This window comes from Bradyrhizobium sp. SZCCHNR1093 (assembly GCF_032381175.1).
Taxonomy (GTDB): domain Bacteria; phylum Pseudomonadota; class Alphaproteobacteria; order Rhizobiales; family Xanthobacteraceae; genus Bradyrhizobium.
The window spans coordinates 592,761-609,490 of the sequence record NZ_JAUHJJ010000002.1; the positions used below are offsets into that span (position 1 = coordinate 592,761).

Genomic DNA, 16,730 nt, shown 5'->3' on the forward strand with positions numbered 1-16,730 from the left:
GCCGGCTGGGCGCTCGCCAAGCTCGCTATCCTCGTCTTCGAATGGGGCTTTGCCGCCGTACAGGGACCGATGCAGGAAGCGGCCGACGAGGCCGCGCGCGCCGTCGCCGGCCAGATCGATCCGGCGACGCTGCAGCCCAACTTCGGCACCGAGCAAGGCGCGATCTGGGTCATGCTCGGCGTCGCCACCGTGAACGTCATCCTCGGCGTCTGGCGGCCGCGGTTCACGAACCTGCCGGATTGAACCAGGCATTCGTCGGACTGCGCTTCCCGAGCCTCCGCCTTCTGCGCCGGCCCCGTCGTGCGCTCCCCTCCCCGCAAGGGGAAGGGGAGCGCACCGCCCCTGCTCGAGGGGGGGGCGCTTGCGGATTTCGCGAAATTGCTCTTGCTATTTTTCCGAAATAATGCTTATCTCCTCCCATCCCGCCTCGTGCAGAGGGACGTACGCGTCGTCACGAACGTGGAGGTGGGCTGCGATGGACGTGACGGCTGTGCCAGACGAGCGCAGTCCGGCGCGGACGGCGAAGTCGTGTGGTCCTGGCCTCTCGACGCTGAGGTCAAGTCCGCTGCCGATGCTGTGACGGCTCGCGCGGGCGATGGGGGCAAGAACGCCGATCCCCAGGGAGAGCACGAAGGACACCGTTAAAACCGATCGCGCGGGGGAGGCCGGTTGTCAGGCCCGACCTGTGGTAACTGCCGCCTGCTTTTCTTGTTGCAGGCGGGCCATGGGCCGCGGTCAGCACCCAGCCTTCCCCGCGCCCTCTCATTTTCAGAGGGACGACTGCCGCATCACTCGGGTCCGACGGGCCGCGGGAACGCGACGACGCATGTCGATGATATCCGCAGCAAGACCTCACTCCCGCAACGCATCGCGTTCGATGAGCCGAGCATTTCGATTGGCCATGGGCGACGCCAGCGCCGCGGCGCCGACATCGTCCATGTCGAAGTCAATGTCGAAGCCTTCAGAGCTGCGTGGCGCGCAGCTCGATCGTGAGCGGCGCCGTCGTGCGCTTGGCGGCCGGATCGGCCGGCATCTGCAGCACGCGGGCGCGCTGGCCGGCGGCGAGGTCGGTGACCTTGACGATTCGGCCATTGGAGAATTCGAGCGCATCGTGATGTTCGGTCGGCTTGTTGGTGTCGACCTGGCGGAAGCGGGCGAGATGGGCGCCGACCTTGCGGCGGAAGAAGAAGCCCTTGATGCGGACATCGTCTTCGAAGGCGAGCTCCGTGCCCGGCCGCAGGCACACGGCGGTCAACGGGTCGTCCTTGGTGCAGAAGCCGCGGGTCTCCGTGCCGGGAAATCGACAGGAGACCAGCACGTCGGCAGTTTTGGCATCGCGGGAAGCAACAGTATGGAGGCTGTAGTCACACATGGGGAGCTCCTGAAGGCCGCCAGCACTGAGGCCGCAACGGCGTAGCAGGAGAGTTGTTCCATGTTGTTGCAGCCCCTCTGTTCGAGAACTCCCGCCGCAGGACCGGCCGGCGGCGGGAACTCGCGATCAGGTGAGATGCGCAGCTTCTTCGGCCTCGTCCTCGGCGGCGCCCCAATGCGAGGCGTCCTTGATGGTCGGATCGATGAGCTCGCCGCGCAGCAGCGCCAGCGGCGACTTCCAATACAGCGCGATGTTGTGGAACGGGTCGGTCAGCACCTTGAAGGCCCAGATCAGGCCCGTCGAGACATCCTGCATTGCAAACAGCTGGATGACGCGAAACATACCGCCGCCGATGCCGACCGCAAGCCAGAGCAGGCCGACGTGGCGGACGAAGTCCATCCGGCCGGCCGGCTCGGCGAACAGGCCGAACAGCGTCGGAAACGCGAACAGCGCCACCGGCACCAGGCCCCACACCGTCAGCAGCACGATCTTGCGAGTCTGATTGTAGCCGACCTTGACCGCCTCCTTGTAGTCGTTGCTGACGCCGTTGACGTGGTCATAGCCGTTCGGTTCGAAGAAGAAGTGCCCGGTCTGCCGCGTCAGCATCGCGAGCCAGCCGACCAGGCCGGCCATCGCCGGATCCTTGAACAGCAGCGCATAGCACACGAGGAAGATCACGGCGCTGATCAGGTGCAGCGTCTGATTGATCCGGCTCTGATGATAGTAGCGATAGTCGTCGAAGCGCTGCGTCTGCAGCGTCTTGTAGTAGCGCGACATGCGAATCCCCGTGCCGTTGTGGAACGAGGCGAAGACGTAGAGGCCTTCAGTGAAGGTGGCGTGACATTATGATGTTGTCACAATGAAACCGACCGGGAGCGGATCGGGAGCCGCAATGTGCGCAAGCGAGCGGACTCTGTGCCGGCGCACGACTCGCAGGCTGGTCTCTCTGTCTGCCGCAAAATGCGGAGAAACGGCTTTGATCCGGATCAAAGCCGGCTGCCGATGTGGCGTGTCGCGGCCTGCATCAGCCGGCGGGCGACCTCGCCAGCCGGATCGCCTCGCTCAGGATCGCGCGGTCACCGATATGGTTGGCGAGCAGCAGCACCAACCTGGCGTTCATGCGCAGGGCTTCGTCCTCGCTGAGGTCGCGCTGGCCGCCGATCAGCTCGGCATAGAAGTCGTCGGGATCGCTGATATTCGGGGTGAGGGTCAGGCTCATGCCGCAAGCTCCTGCTGGACCGCGCCGCGCCTGCCGCAGGCGCGCCGGACCGCGTCCGTGATCGCGTTCTCGTCGAACTGCGGCCAGCGGGCGGTGACATATTGATCGGGACGGAACAGATAGGTCGTGCCGGGCGAGGCACCGTATCGTGCCGCGAGCAGGCTCTTGGCATCAGCGATGTCGCGGCCGACGACGATCACCCGCGCCGTGATGCCGTCGATGCTGAGCTGCTCGGCCGTGACGGCGTTGTCGAAGGTGACCACCGTGAAGCCCGAGCCGAGGCAGTTCAGCAACCAGCCGGGCTGTCCCGCGATCGTCACCGGCGCATCGGCGGCATTGGTGCCAGGCGTCATCGCCCCGGGGACGCTCCCGCCGTCAGGCGTGTTCAGCAACGACGCGACATAGGGTGTCGGCGTCGACAGCCGGCCGCTGTTGACCAGCGGCCGCGCAAAGCTGTGGTTCTGTGCGAGGTCGAGCACGGCGTCGCGATAAAGGCGGCTAGCTTGCGTCTTCGGCGTGATGAAGTCGGTTGCCCGTGTCGAGTTCAGGATATTGTCGTCGGCGGCAAAGGCGCGCTCCTCGTGATAGCTGTCGATCAGGCTCTCCGGCGCCTCGCCGCGCAGCACCAGCGCCAGCTTCCAGGCGAGGTTGTCGATGTCCTGCACGCCGGTGTTGGCGCCGCGGGCGCCGAACGGCGACACCTGGTGCGCCGCGTCGCCGGCGAAGAGGACGCGGCCGTGACGGAAATTGTCGATCCGGCGGCAGGCGAACTGATAGATCGACACCCATTCCAGCTCGAATTCGGTGGTCTCGCCGAGCATCGCCCGGATGCGTGGGATCACGCGCTCGGGCTTTTTCTCTTCGTCCGGATTGGCGTCCCAGCCGAGCTGGAAGTCGATGCGCCAGATGTTGTCGGACTGGCGATGCAGCAGCACCGACTGTCCCGGATGGAACGGCGGATCGAACCAGAACCAGCGCTCGGTCGGATACTCCGCCTTCATCCTGACATCGGCGATCAAAAAGCGGTCCTGGAAGAACTGGCCCTTGAACTCAGCGCCGACCATGCGCCGGGTGTCAGAATTGGCGCCGTCGCAGGCGATCACCCATTGCGCCTCCATGGTGAAGATGCCGTCCGGCGTCTCCACCGCGAGCTGCGCGAAGTCGTCGGTCTGCTTGAGGCTGACCAGCCGATGCTTCCAGCGCAGATCGATCAGCGGAGTCCTGTTGCAGGCATCGACCAGAATCTCCTCGAGATAGTATTGTTGCAGGTTGATCATTGCCGGCCAGCGATGGTCGGGCTCGGGCAGCAAATCGAATTGATAAGAGAGCTGGTCGCGGAAGAAGACCTTGCCGATGTTCCAACTGACGCCCTTCTCGACCATCGGCGCGGCGCAACCGAGCCGATCCCAGATCTCGAGCGGGCGTTTGGCGTAGCACACGGCGCGGGAGCCGATGCTGACGGTATCGTTGTCATCGAGCACGACGACGGGCTGGCCGCGGGCGGCGAGATCGAGCGCCGCCGTCAGGCCGATCGGCCCGGCGCCGATCACGACGATCGGATGGCGGCGGGTCTCGCCGCTGCGCTGCTCCGCCGAGCAGACATAGGGAAATCGCGGATAGACATAGTTGCTCATGGCTGCCTCGCCTGGCGCGTTGCGGTCGGGACTGTCGGGACGAGCAATCGCTCAGTCGCTGCCTGCGAATTCCTTCTCGTGCATCCAGGCGGTGTGCCGCGGCGGCTTCTTGGTGGTCGCCCATTCGTCCACCATGGCGTGGGCGACCGACTTCATCCGTGCGATCTGGTCGGGCGTCGCGGTCCAGGCCGCGATCTCCAGCCGGTGGCCGCTCGGATCGTGGAAATAGATCGACTTGAAGATGGTGTGGTCGGTGATCCCGACGACGTCGAGGCCGGCGGCCTCCGCGCGTGCCTTCGCTTCCTCGAGCTCCTCCATGTCCTTGACCTGGAAGGCGATGTGCTGGGTCCATTCCGGGGTGTTGGGATCGCGTCCCATCGGCGGCGAGTTCGGCAGCTCGAAGAAGGCGAGGATATTACCGTTTCCCGCATCCAGGAAGATGTGCATGTACGGATCGGGCGCCTTGGTGGAGGGCACCTTGTCCTCGGCGATGGCGCCGAGCAGGTCCATGTTGAGGACCTTCTTGTAGAACTCGACGGTGGCCTTGGCGTCGACGCAGCGATAGGCGACGTGATGGATCTTCTCGATCTGCATGATTGTCCTCCCATGATCGTTGTTGGCAGAATAGTAACGAATGATACGATCGTTTGGCTTTGATCCAGATCAACCGGATCAGGATCGGATCGAGGTCGCCGGGATCGTTGGAAGGAACGAGGGGCAGAGGACGCAATGACAAAGCCGGTCACCGACATTCGCGACCGCAAGCAAGGCGAAGCGGCCACGGAGCGCGAGCTCCGGCTGCAGCGCTATTTTCCCTACCGGCTGGCCCGGCTCGCCGAACAGGTGTCGCTGGCGGTGGCGGAGGTCTATGCCGACCGCTTCGCGCTGTCGCGCCAGGAATGGCGGATCCTGGCGGCGCTCGGCGAGCAGCCGCGGTTGCCGACCAAGGAGATTGGCCGGCTGACGACGCTCGACAAGATGAACGTCAGCCGCGCCATGCAGAGCCTGGAGGCACGCGGCATCGTCAGCCGCAGCCGCGATCTCGCGGATGGACGGGAGCGGATCGTAGCGCTGACGGCCGCCGGCAGGGCGCTGTACCGCAGAATCGTGCCCCATGCGCTGGCGCGCGAGGCCGATCTGCTGAGCGTGCTTTCGGCCGCCGAGATCGCCACCCTGGACGCGGTCATCGACAAGCTGCTCGCGGCCGCCGAACGATCGGCCGGTGATCCCCCCGGTCGGAAGGCTTGATCGGTGCCGCCGCCGCGCTATATCGACGGTCTCTCTCCACCCTTGATAGCATGGGCCAACGCACGACGATGACCGACACCGCGACCGTTAGCCATTCCTTCCAGGCCGAAGTCTCCGAGCTGCTCCATCTGATGGTGCATTCGGTCTATTCCGAGACCGACATTTTCTTGCGCGAGCTGATTTCGAACGCCTCCGACGCCTGTGACAAGCTGCGTTACGAGGCGATCGCCAGGCCCGACCTGATCGGCGAGGGCGAGCCGCCGCAGATCCGCATCATTCCGAACAAGGCGGCGGATACGCTGACCATCGCCGACAGCGGCATCGGCATGGAGCGCCAGGAACTGATCGACCATCTCGGCACCATCGCCCGCTCCGGCACCAAGGCGTTCGTGCAGAAGCTGGCCGAGGCCAAGGACGGCACCGGCCTGATCGGCCAGTTCGGCGTCGGCTTCTACTCGGCCTTCATGGTCGCCGACCGCATCGTCGTCATCAGCCGGCGCGCCGGCGAGAACGACGTCTGGACCTGGACCTCCTCCGGCGGCGCCGGCTTCGAGGTCGCACCCGCGTCCGAGGAGGACGCCAAGCGGGTGGCGCGCGGCACGGAGATCGTGTTGCACCTCAAGGACGACGCCAGGAAGTATCTCGAAGCTTATGAGATCGAGCGCATCGTCACCGCCTATTCCGACAACATCCAGTTCCCGATCATGCTGGTGCCGGAGGAGGGCGAGCCGCGCCAGATCAACTCCGCCAGCGCCCTATGGCAGCGCTCGAAGTCCGAGCTGACGTCCGAGGATTACAGCAAGGCCTACAAGTCGATTGCGCACGCGTTCGACGAGCCGGCAATGACGCTGCACTACCGCGCCGAGGGCCGCTATTCCTATGCGGTGCTGCTGTTCGCGCCGTCGACCAAGCCGTTCGACCTGTTCGAGCCGGCGCGCAAGGGCAAGGTCAAGCTCTATGTCCGGCGCGTCTTCATCACCGACGACGCCGACCTGATGCCGGCCTATCTGCGCTTCATCCGCGGCGTGATCGACAGCGAGGACCTGCCGCTCAATTTGTCGCGCGAGATGCTGCAGAACAATCCGCAGCTCGCCCAGATCCGCAAGGCGGTGACGACGCGGGTGATCAGCGAATTGGAGCAGCTCGCCGACAAGGACGCCGAGAACTTCGACAAGATCTGGGATTCGTTCGGCGCCGTCGTCAAGGAAGGCCTGTACGAGGATTTCGAGCGCCGCGACAAGCTGCTGGCGCTGTCGCGCTTCACCACGACATCGGGCGAGCGGCGATCGCTGAAGCAATATGTCGAGGGTCTCAAGGAGAACCAGACCGAGATCTATTTCCTGGTTGGTGACAGCATCGAGCGGCTGAAGTCCAATCCGCGGCTCGAGGCCGCCAAGGCGCGCGGCGTCGAGGTGCTGCTGCTCACCGATCCGGTCGATGCGTTCTGGACCTCGGCACGGCTGGAGTACGACGGCAAGCCACTGAAGTCGCTGAGCCAGGGCGACATCAACTTCGATCCGATCCCGGTGACCGAGCCGAAGCCCGAGGACGAGGCACAGCCGGCCGCCGACGAGGCCAACACGATCGCGCTGATCAAGGCAAGCCTCGGCGACCACGTCACCGACGTGAAGGTCTCGACCCGGCTTACCACCAGTGCCTCGTGTCTGGTCGCCGGCAGCCATGGTCCCGATCGCGAGCTGGAGCGCATCCTGTCGCAGCAGGCGCGCGGCGCCCGCACCAAGCCGATTCTGGAGATCAATCTGCGCCATCCGCTGGTCGTCGCGGTCGCGAAGGCCGCCGCCGACAAGGCCAAGGTCGACGACCTGTCGTTCCTGCTGCTCGAGCAGGCGCAGATTCTCGACGGCGAACTGCCGGAGGATCCGGCCGCGTTCGCGGCCCGGCTCAACCGGCTGGTGCTGCAGGGCGTCGCGGCGGCCTGAGGCAGGCGGGTCGCCGGGCGCGGAGGTCAGTTCTTCGCGCTCACCTGTGGGACCAGCTTGCGCCAGTGCATGATCTCGGCGCGGTAGGTCGCGGCATAGACGCCGACGTCGCCGGTGAGCGGCGTGGCGCCGACCTCCGCGAACTGCCTGCTGATGTCGGGATCGGACAGCGCGGCGTTGATCTCGCGGTTGAGCAGCTCAACGATGGCTTCCGGCGTGCCGTGCGGCACTGCGACGCCATAGAAGCCGGAGGTTTCGAACGCCGGCAGCACGTCGGCGACCGGCGGCAGATCGGGGAAGGCGGCGGCGCGCTCGCGGGTCGAGACGGCCAGCGCCCGGACCTTGCCGCTGCGCAACAGGTCGACGGCGGAAGCGGCGTTGTCGAACATCGCGTGGATGTGGCCGGAGGCGAGGTCGGTCAGGGCCGGCCCCGAGCCACGATAGTGCACGGTGGACCAGGTGATGCCGCCGAGGGTCCGGAACAGCTCGGCCGACAGCAGTTGCACGGTGCTGGGGCCGGCGGAGCCGACGCTGAGCGTGCCCGGGTTGGCCTTGGCATAGGCCAGGAATTCGGGCAGCGTCTTGACCGGCAGCTGCCGGCTGACCAACAGCAGCAGCGGCATGCGCGCCATGCCGGCGACGGGGATGAGATCGCCGTCGGCGCCGGGCGGGCCGTCGGTCGAGGCCGTGATGACGTTGGCGGTCGAGGTCGCAAGGATCGTGTAACCGTCCGGCGGGGCGCTCGCGACGTTCTTGGTGGCGGTCGCGCCGCCCGCACCCGGCCGGTGATCGAGCACGAAGGGCTGGCCCAGTCGGCGGGTCAGCCGGTCGCAGATCAAGAGCGACAGCCGGCCGGTGGCCCCACCCGGGGCAAACGGAATGACCCAGGTGACAGGGTGCGTCGGGTAGGGCGAATCCTCCCCGGCGAACGCCGTGGTCGAAGTCATGGCTGCAACGCTGCTCCAGGCGGCGCAGTGCAGCAATGCGCGTCGTGTCATCGTGTCCTTGGGCATGCCGGCCTTCGCGTTGGCATGTTCTGGGAGCGGTACGCTAACCGGCATTTCCGAGAACTTCGTAAAGGATCGCATTCGCATCAACAGCGACGCACTCTCGGCCGGTTAACCCTCCCGGTTAACGGCTGGTCAGGCCGGTGGGCCTATAAGCGCCCCGGATTGAGGTGGGGGCAGTCATGAACTCCGAGCGGGCGGACCGGTCTGTGGAACTCAGCACGTCCCCTCGAAGGCCGTCGGCGGCAAAGATCTGGCTGAAGGCGATCGAGCTGACCTCGCGCATCGAGGCAGAGCCGGCGCGGCTGTTCGCCGACGTGGTGGACGACTGGGCTGCGAAGCAGCCCGAGCGGCCGGCGCTCGTCTCCGATCGCGAGACGCTGGGCTATTCCGCCCTGTCTGCGCGCATCAACCAATACGCCCGCTGGGCGCTGGCCAACGGCATCGGGCCTGGTCACACGGTCGCTTTGATGATGCCGAGCCGGCCCGACTACCTGGCCGCCTGGCTTGGGGTCAGCCGCGTCGGCGGCGTGGTTGCCCTCATCAACACCAATCTCATCGGACCGTCGCTCGCGCATTGCATCAATGTGGCTCGGCCAGTCCATGTGATCGTCTCCAAGGACTTCCACGAAGCCTATACGGAGGTTGCGCCGGTGATCGCGGGCGGGCCGCGTGTCTGGGTTGCCGATGGCGGCGATCTCGACGTCGCGGTCGCCGCGATGGATACGCACGCGCTCGACGCAACTGAGCGCCGCGCCGTGACGATCAACGACCGCGCGCTGCTGATCTACACCTCCGGCACGACGGGCCTGCCCAAGGCCGCCAGCATCAGCCATCGCCGCATCATGAACTGGGGCGGCTGGTTTGCCGGCCTCACCGGTGCAGGTCCCGACGATCGCCTCTATGACTGTCTGCCTGTCTATCATTCCGTCGGCGGCATCGTCGCGCCCTGCAGCATGCTGCGCGCCGGCGGTGCGGCGGTGCTCGCCGAGAAATTCTCGGCGAGCAATTTCTGGCGCGACATCGTTCGTCACGATTGCACGCTGGTGCAATATATCGGCGAGCTCTGCCGCTACCTGCTGGCCGCCGCGCCATCCGATTTCGACCGCGCCCATCGGCTGCGGCTCGCCTGCGGCAACGGAATGCGCGGTGACGTCTGGGAGGCGTTCCAGGCGCGCTTCGTCATTCCCCAGGTGCTGGAATTCTATGCCGCGACCGAAGGCAACTTCTCACTCTACAATGTCGAGGGCAGGGTGGGATCGATCGGGCGCGTGCCGTCGCTGCTGGCGCATCGCTTTCCCGCCGAAATCATCAAGCTGGATGTCGACCAGCGCGCACCCTTGCGCGGACCCGATGGGCGGTGCCTAGTCTGCGCGCGCGGCGAGATCGGCGAGGCCATTGGCCGCATCGGTACGGCGGACCAGGGAGGCGGCCGCTTCGAGGGCTATACCGACACGGGCGAGACCGAGAGGAAGATCCTGCGCGACGTCTTCGCGAAGGGCGATGCCTGGTTCCGCACCGGCGACCTGATGCGCCAGGATGACCAAGGCTTCTTCTATTTCGTCGATCGCGTCGGCGACACCTTCCGCTGGAAGGGCGAGAACGTTGCGACCAGCGAGGTGAACGAGGCGATCCTGCAATGTCCCGGCGTGTTGGAAGCATCGACCTATGGGGTCGTCGTGCCGGGCAGCGATGGACGCGCCGGCATGGCGGCGCTCGTCGTCGGCGAGAGCTTCGATCTCGATCGCCTCTCCGTAGAACTTGCCTGCCGGTTGCCGCCCTATGCGCGGCCGGTGGCGCTCCGCATCACGTCGTCGCTGCAGTCGACCGAAACATTCAAGCAGAGGAAGCAGGAGCTGATGCGCGACGGCTTCGATCCGTCGATCGTGCACGAGCCGCTCTACGTGCGGGACGCCGGGACGGGTGCCTATTGCCCGCTCGATCGGGCTCTCCATGCGCGGATCCTCGCCGGCGAGGTTCGTTTGTAGATGATTTTAATCATAGGCCATGATGGGTATTTACCAACGGTCCCGAAAGATGGCTGGGAAGTCCGGCTTCCTTCACCTTCTCGTCCTATGGTCGGTTTCATCGTTTGAACAGTGAGCGGATTGGCCCATGTCGGTACGGTTAAGAATCATTGCAGCGATCAAGCAGATTGCGGACGAGCAGAAGGTCAAGCTGCCGCCGCTGACCGACGAGCTGACGTTGCACGAGACCGGCTTCGACTCGCTCGCTTTTGCCATCCTGGTCGCCCGTCTCGAGGACGATCTCGGCGTCGATCCATTCACACTGTCCGAGGACGTGACGTTCCCCAACACGATAGGCGACTTCATCGGGGCCTATGAGAATGTCCCCGCGTGAGATCTTCGCCCTTCGCGACCATCTCGGGACCGCGCTGACCGAGCGGACGATCTCCGATCCGCGTCACGTCCTATCGCTCGCCGAGCTCTCGCGTGGAAGCTGCCTCGGCGGCCGCACCAAAGAGCTCAACGGACGTTCGGTGCTGCTGGCGACCTCCGGCCAGTTGCTCGCCGGCCTCGCGCTGATCGAGATCGACGGCGTCGCGCTGCGCCTGCTGTTGTGTCCGCCGGATCTCAAGGGCGAGCATCTCGCCAGCATCGTCGCCGATGCGGACATCGACGTCATCGTGACCGATGAGGTCCAGCGTTTCGACGCCTGCGGCGTGGATCTCGTGATCGAGGTTGCCCTGCCGCAACCTTCTGTCGAGGTGGTGCAGACGGTGCGCGCCACCGAATGGCTGATGCTGACATCAGGCACATCGGGCGTGCCGAAGATTGTCGGGCATACGCTCGAGGGCCTGTGCGGCGCGATCATCGGCGACCGTCCGGGTCCTGGCGAAGCGATGCCGGTGTGGGCGACCTTCTACGACATTCGCCGCTATGGCGGCCTGCAGATCTTCCTGCGTGCCATCGTCGGCGGCGGCTCGATGGTGCTGTCGGATTCGGGCGAGGGGCTCACGGACCACATCGCGCGTCTCAACGCACGCGGCGTCACTCACATGTCCGGAACGCCGTCGCATTGGCGCAAGCTGCTGATGAGTGGGTCGGTGGAAGGCTTTGCGCCGCGCTATGTGCGTCTCTCCGGCGAGATCGCCGACCAGGCCGTGCTCGACGGATTGAAGCAGGCATTTTCCGACGCTTCGATCGGTCATGCCTACGCCTCGACGGAGGCCGGCGTCGGCTTCGCGGTCAACGATGGGCTGGAGGGTTTTCCTGCGACGCTGCTCGGCGAGGGCCGCGGTGCCGTCGACATGAAGGTCGTCGACGGCTCGCTGCGGATCCGCTCCAGGCGCGCGGCGCACGCCTATGTCGGACACGCTGCGGCTGCCCTGACCGATACGGACGGCTATGTCGACACCGGCGACATGGTCGAGCTGCGCGGCGATCGCTACTACTTCGTCGGGCGCCGGAACGGCATCATCAATGTCGGCGGGCTCAAGGTCCATCCCGAAGAGATCGAAGCCGTGATCAATGGCCATCCCGAGGTGCGGATGTCGCGCGCCAAGTCGCGACGCAGCCCGATCACCGGCGGCATCGTCGTCGCCGAGGTCGTGCTGACGGCGGATGCCGATCCGGCGCGGAGTGAGACGGTTCGCAACGAGATCCTCGCCGCGTGTCGCGCGCGTCTCGCGGCTCACAAGGTGCCGGCGATGATCCGCGTCGTGCCAGCGCTCGACGTCACACCGGCCGGCAAGCTGGCGCGCGCCGATGCATAATGTTCTCGTCACCGGCGGCAGCCGTGGCATCGGGCTCGCCATCGCGCGCAGGCTCGCGGGAGCGGGCTATGACGTCATCGCGGTGGCCCGCCGGGAGAGCGACGAACTGCGCGCAGCGATGGCCGAGTTCAGCGCCAGCAGCGCCGGCATTCATTTCCGCGCCTGCGACCTCAGCGTCGTTGACGACCTTCCGGCCTTCGTGAAGTCGGTCCGCGACGAGTTCGGTCCGCTCTATGGTCTCGTCAACAATGCCGGTCTCGGCACTGAAGGGCTGCTCGCGACCATGCACAATTCGGAGATCGAGGCGCTGGTGCGGCTCAACGTGCTGGCGCCGATGATCCTGACGAAATACGTCGTTCGCCACATGATGGCCGCGGGCGAGGGGCGGGTGATCAACATCTCCTCGATCATCGCCTCTACCGGCTACAACGGCCTGTCCGTCTACGGCGCGACCAAGGCGGCCGCCAACGGCTTCACGCGCTCGCTGGCGCGCGAGGTCGGCAAGGTCGGCATCACCGTGAACGCGATCGCGCCGGGCTTCATCGCCACCGAGCTGACGCAGAGCATGGACGAGGAGCAACAGCGGCGCATCGCCGGTCGGAGCGCGTTGCGGCGGCTGCCGGAAACCGATGACGTGGCCGCGATGGTTGAATTCCTGCTCGGCGACGGCGGGCGCAATGTCACCGGCACCGTGCTGACGGTCGACGCAGGCAATACCGCCTGAGGCCATTTGCGGCGATCGGTCGCTCTTGCCGTTGATTTCGCTCAAGCGTCCGATGGGCGGCAGCAGCGATAGTGCCGGCGCAATCCGGAACCGGTATCCATGTTCGAGCGCATTCTGCGGTGGAGCCTCGTCGCAATCGCAATCGCGGGCCTCGCCGCGGGCGGGCTCGCGCATGTGGTCGGTCGCCCCGATCTTGCCGGGATCGCGTTCACGGCCTCGACCGTTCCTGTTATCCTCGGGCTGATCGTCTCGATCGTCCGCGATTTCCTGGCCGGCCGCATCGGCGTCGACGCGATTGCTCTGGTGTCGATGAGCGCGGCAATCATCCTCGGCGAGCCGCTGGCCGGCGCTGTCGTGGCGCTGATGTATGCTGGCGGCAACGTGCTGGAAGACATTGCCGTCGCCCGCGCTGAGCACGATCTGCGCGCGCTGGTCGATCGCGCGCCGCGCGAGGCGCATCGCCGCTGTGGCGACGACATCGACAACGTTCCGATCGCCAGCGTCGCGGTCGGTGATCGCCTGATGGTCCGCGCCGGCGAAATCATCCCGGTCGATGGCATGGTCGAAGCGACCATCGCCGTCGTCGACGAGTCGGCGCTCACGGGTGAGCCGATCCCGGTGACGAAGACGCGCGGGATGGCGATCCTTTCGGGATCGGTGAACGCCGGCGACACGTTCGAAATGGTGGTCACCGCCACCGCGGGCGAAAGCACCTATGCCGGCATCGTCAAGCTGGTGACGACGGCCCAGACCGCGAAGGCGCCGTTCGTGCGGCTTGCCGACCGCTATGCCCTGATCTTTCTGCCCGTCAGCCTCGCCATTGCGGCGGCCGCCTGGTTCGCCTCGGGCGATCTGATCCGGAGCCTCGCGGTGCTGGTCGCCGCGACGCCCTGCCCGTTGATCCTCGCCGCACCCGTGGCCTTCATCGCGGGGGTCGCGCAGGCCGCGCGCAGCGGCATCCTGGTCAAGGGCGGCGGCAAGCTGGAGGCGCTCGCGCGTGCCCATACCGTGCTGTTCGACAAGACGGGCACGCTGACCGTCGGCGGCGCGCGGCTGCTCTCGGTCGACGCGGCACCGGGCGAGGACGCCGATGCGGTACTGTTGCTCTGCGCATCGCTCGAGCAGGCCTCGCACCACGTGGTGGCGCACGCGATCGTTCAGGCCGGCCAGGCCCGCGGGCTGAAGCTGAAGGTGCCCGAACAGGTCAGGGAGACCATGGGCTCAGGCCTCGAAGGGCTGATCGATGGCCGCCCTGTGATGGCCGGCTCGCGCGACCTCGTGCTCGGCAGCCGCACGCCGCCGGCTTGGGCGGCGCGCGCGATCCGCCGGGCGTCGTGGCGTTCGGCCCTGATCGTCTTCGTCGCCGTCGAGGGGCGCCCGATCGGGGCGCTGCTGCTGGCCGACGAGCTGCGTGCGGATACGCCGCGGGCGATCCGCTGGCTGCGCGAGGCCGGCATCGCGCGCATGGTCATGGTGACCGGGGACCGCGCCGCGGCCGCGCAGGCGATCGGCGCGGCGCTCGACCTCGACGCCGTGCTGGCGGACCGTGTCCCCTCCGACAAGGTGGAGGCGGTCAAGACCGAGCAGCGGCTGCATCCCACGATCATGGTCGGCGACGGCATCAACGATGCCCCTGCGCTGGCCTCCGCCGATGTCGGCATCGCGCTCGGCGCCCGCGGCGCCAGCGCCTCGTCGGAAGCCGCCGACGTGGTCATTCTCGCCGATCGGCTCGATCGGGTGGGCGAGGCGATCGTGATCGCGCAGCGCGCCCGGCGCATCGCCCTGGAGAGCATCTTCGTCGGCATGGGCCTGTCGTTTGTCGCGATGGGGGCCGCCGCCTTCGGCCTGCTGCAGCCGGTGCCTGCCGCCCTGGCCCAGGAGGCCATCGACGTCGCCGTCATCCTGAACGCGCTCCGCGCTTTGTTCCCGGCTGGCCGCAGCAAGGCCGGCCGGATCACGGCCGAAGACGGCCGCGGGCTCAGGCATGATCACCAGGCGTTGCTGCGCGGCCTCGACCGCCTGCGCTCGATCGTCGATGCGCTCGACGAGGCCTCGCCCGACAGCGCCGTGGCGCTGATCATGGAGGCGAACGGCCTGGTGCAGGACAAGGTCGTGGCGCATGAGCGCGACGACGAAGGCTCGGTCTATCCGAAGCTCGCGCGGCTCCTGCAGGAGAGCCATGGCCTGTCGGCGATGAGCCGGGCGCATCGCGAGATCCTGCATCTGGCGCGGCTGCTCGGCCGGCTGGTCGAGGATCTGCCGTCCGAGCATGTGGACCGCTATCTGATCCGCGATGCGCAACGGGTGATCGAGGCGATCGAGACGCTGGTGCGCATGCACACGGCGCAGGAGGACGACATCTACGAGGCCGTGGTGGCGCGCTCGGCCGCCTGAGCCGTTCGCGTCAGCCCGGATGCCGCGGCAGGTCGATCCGCTCGTTGGCAAATTCCGCAGGACCTTCGATCAGGCGGCGAATCCGCCGCTGGCGCTCGTCGGCCGCCAGGTTCGGGTCGAGCATCCGATCGATCAGCCGGATCGCATTCTGCTCGATGGCGACGGGATCCCGCGACGTGAGCTGCCCTGTTGCTGCCGGCCGCGATGCATGCAGGCCGATCGTGAGCAATTGGCCGATGGCGTCGGAGCGTGTCATCTGGTGGGCCTCCGCCCAGGCGTCGATCTCGGCGGTGAGCTCCTGGGACAGCTTCACCGCACTCACCGCATCATGCCCCAGCCGGACGGCCGGGCTGTGATCCCTGCGGACGTCGGAGAATGGCGTCATGTGTTTGCCGGACGTCATCTGCCTGTTGATCATATTAGCCTAAAATATGCGGGATGGACTGGGATTTGATTTCGATCAAGGACGTCCTAAGAAAGCGGCTTCTCGCGGCGGTTCCGCCGCCGGATGCCACGCGTGTCGCTGCCGCCAGGCGGGCCACGGAGCACAATACCGCAGACAGTCGGCAAGCCCATGCGATTCCTCCACACCTTCCAGGTCTATGATTTCCTCGACACGCTCGTCAGCCTGTTCACGGCTTTCGTGCTGGGGACGCTGATCGGCGCCGAGCGGCAATACCGGCAGCGCAGCGCCGGCCTGCGCACCAACGTGCTGGTGGCCGTCGGCGCGGCCGCCTTCGTCGACCTCGGCAACCGCCTCACCGGCGCCGACGGCGCGGTGCGGATCATCGCCTATGTGGTGTCGGGGATCGGCTTCCTCGGCGCCGGCACGATCATGAAGGAGGGCATGAACGTCCGCGGGCTCAACACCGCCGCGACGCTGTGGGCGTCCGCCGCGGTCGGCGCCTGCGCCGGCGCCGACCTGATCGCGCAATCGGTGGCGCTGACCGTGTTCGTGCTGGCCGGCAACACGCTGTTGCGGCCGCTGGTCAACGCGATCGATCGCATCCCGCTCAATGCGCAGACGTCGGAGGCGCACTACGAGATCGTCCTGACCACCGACGGGCTGCGCGCCGCCGAGCTGCGCGAGGCGCTCGACGAGCGGCTGGAGGCGGCCAAATACCCGGTGCGGGAGACCGAGGTCGTCTATCGGTCGGAGGACATCGTCGAGATCGTCGCGACGCTGGTGCCGCTCGCGGTCGATACGGTCGATCTCGACCGCGTCGTGTCCGAGCTGGCGAAGCTCGCCGGGGTCCGTCATGCGACCTGGAACGTCAGAGCGCTGGTGTGACGGCATTGGCGGACCAGCATCGCCGCACCGGCGGCGGGACGCTCGCCACACCTCGTGGCTGCCGGCCGCCGGCGGTCGTCGCAAGCTCCCCACCCACGTCATGGCTCGACATCCCCCGCATCGCTCATCGCGCCCAGGCGAAAGTTCCATGTCGCGCCTGAACCA

Annotated in this window: 16 protein-coding genes; 9 read left to right on the plus strand and 7 right to left on the minus strand. The window is 66.7% G+C overall.

Translation table 11 applies throughout. The features are described from left to right. The first annotated feature begins 69 nt into the window (after positions 1-69). Complete coding sequence (locus tag QX070_RS08380; protein ID WP_315736421.1) at positions 70-243, plus strand: hypothetical protein; 174 nt, start codon at positions 70-72, stop codon at positions 241-243. Between the two features lie 718 nt (positions 244-961). Here QX070_RS08380 and QX070_RS08385 read toward each other — a convergent pair. The 5 genes from QX070_RS08385 to QX070_RS08405 all read right to left on the minus strand — a co-directional run bounded on the left by QX070_RS08385 (position 962) and on the right by QX070_RS08405 (position 4,819). Then, a complete protein-coding gene (locus QX070_RS08385) occupies positions 962-1,372 on the minus strand; it encodes a hypothetical protein (protein ID WP_315736422.1) in 411 nt (136 codons plus the stop codon). A 126-nt stretch (positions 1,373-1,498) separates the two neighbouring features. Beyond that, positions 1,499-2,149 carry an Mpo1-like protein gene (locus QX070_RS08390; RefSeq protein ID WP_315736423.1) on the minus strand — a complete coding sequence of 217 codons (651 nt, stop codon included), beginning with the start codon at positions 2,147-2,149 and terminating at the stop codon, positions 1,499-1,501. Between the two features lie 247 nt (positions 2,150-2,396). After that, the gene (locus tag QX070_RS08395) at positions 2,397-2,591 is read right to left on the minus strand and encodes a DUF2783 domain-containing protein (protein ID WP_315736424.1); all 195 of its coding nucleotides are present in this window, start codon (positions 2,589-2,591) and stop codon (positions 2,397-2,399) included. Then, a complete protein-coding gene (locus QX070_RS08400) occupies positions 2,588-4,225 on the minus strand; it encodes an FAD-dependent oxidoreductase (RefSeq protein WP_315736425.1) in 1,638 nt (545 codons plus the stop codon). The genes QX070_RS08395 and QX070_RS08400 overlap by 4 nt, the downstream gene beginning before the upstream one ends. A 51-nt stretch (positions 4,226-4,276) precedes the next feature. After that, entirely contained in the window at positions 4,277-4,819 is a 543-nt protein-coding gene (locus tag QX070_RS08405) for a VOC family protein (protein WP_315736426.1), read from the minus strand. Between the two features lie 135 nt (positions 4,820-4,954). Between QX070_RS08405 and QX070_RS08410 the strand changes: the two genes are divergently transcribed. Then, positions 4,955-5,473 carry a MarR family winged helix-turn-helix transcriptional regulator gene (locus tag QX070_RS08410; RefSeq protein ID WP_315736427.1) on the plus strand — a complete coding sequence of 173 codons (519 nt, stop codon included), beginning with the start codon at positions 4,955-4,957 and terminating at the stop codon, positions 5,471-5,473. A 68-nt stretch (positions 5,474-5,541) separates the two neighbouring features. Continuing rightward, positions 5,542-7,413: a molecular chaperone HtpG gene (gene htpG, locus QX070_RS08415; protein WP_315736428.1), complete on the plus strand. Its 1,872-nt coding sequence runs from the start codon at positions 5,542-5,544 to the stop codon at positions 7,411-7,413. A 26-nt stretch (positions 7,414-7,439) separates the two neighbouring features. Here htpG and QX070_RS08420 read toward each other — a convergent pair whose 3' ends face one another. Beyond that, positions 7,440-8,426 (minus strand): tripartite tricarboxylate transporter substrate binding protein, encoded by a 987-nt coding sequence (locus tag QX070_RS08420; RefSeq protein WP_315736429.1) that lies wholly within the window; start codon positions 8,424-8,426, stop codon positions 7,440-7,442. 176 nt (positions 8,427-8,602) lie between these two features. On the opposite strand from QX070_RS08420, the gene QX070_RS08425 reads away from it, so the two are divergent. The 5 genes from QX070_RS08425 (at position 8,603) to QX070_RS08445 (ending at position 15,274) form a co-directional block, all read left to right on the plus strand. After that, positions 8,603-10,408 (plus strand): long-chain-acyl-CoA synthetase, encoded by a 1,806-nt coding sequence (locus QX070_RS08425; protein WP_315736430.1) that lies wholly within the window; start codon positions 8,603-8,605, stop codon positions 10,406-10,408. 127 nt (positions 10,409-10,535) lie between these two features. Continuing rightward, positions 10,536-10,781, plus strand: a complete 246-nt coding sequence (locus QX070_RS08430; RefSeq protein ID WP_315716519.1) for an acyl carrier protein — start codon at positions 10,536-10,538, stop codon at positions 10,779-10,781. After that, entirely contained in the window at positions 10,768-12,156 is a 1,389-nt protein-coding gene (locus QX070_RS08435; RefSeq protein ID WP_315736431.1) for an AMP-binding protein, read from the plus strand. Before QX070_RS08430 ends, QX070_RS08435 begins: the two co-directional genes overlap by 14 nt. Beyond that, on the plus strand, positions 12,149-12,880 hold the full coding sequence (locus tag QX070_RS08440) for an SDR family NAD(P)-dependent oxidoreductase (RefSeq protein WP_315736432.1): 732 nt from the start codon (positions 12,149-12,151) through the stop codon (positions 12,878-12,880). The genes QX070_RS08435 and QX070_RS08440 overlap by 8 nt, the downstream gene beginning before the upstream one ends. Positions 12,881-12,979: 99 nt before the next feature. After that, positions 12,980-15,274 carry a heavy metal translocating P-type ATPase gene (locus QX070_RS08445; RefSeq protein ID WP_315736433.1) on the plus strand — a complete coding sequence of 765 codons (2,295 nt, stop codon included), beginning with the start codon at positions 12,980-12,982 and terminating at the stop codon, positions 15,272-15,274. Positions 15,275-15,284: 10 nt separating this feature from the next. Here QX070_RS08445 and QX070_RS08450 read toward each other — a convergent pair whose 3' ends face one another. Next, a complete protein-coding gene (locus QX070_RS08450) occupies positions 15,285-15,692 on the minus strand; it encodes a hypothetical protein (RefSeq protein ID WP_315736434.1) in 408 nt (135 codons plus the stop codon). 156 nt (positions 15,693-15,848) lie between these two features. Here QX070_RS08450 and QX070_RS08455 point away from each other — a divergent pair, with 156 nt between their 5' ends. After that, positions 15,849-16,565: an MgtC/SapB family protein gene (locus QX070_RS08455; RefSeq protein ID WP_315736435.1), complete on the plus strand. Its 717-nt coding sequence runs from the start codon at positions 15,849-15,851 to the stop codon at positions 16,563-16,565. The last annotated feature ends 165 nt before the right edge of the window (positions 16,566-16,730 follow it).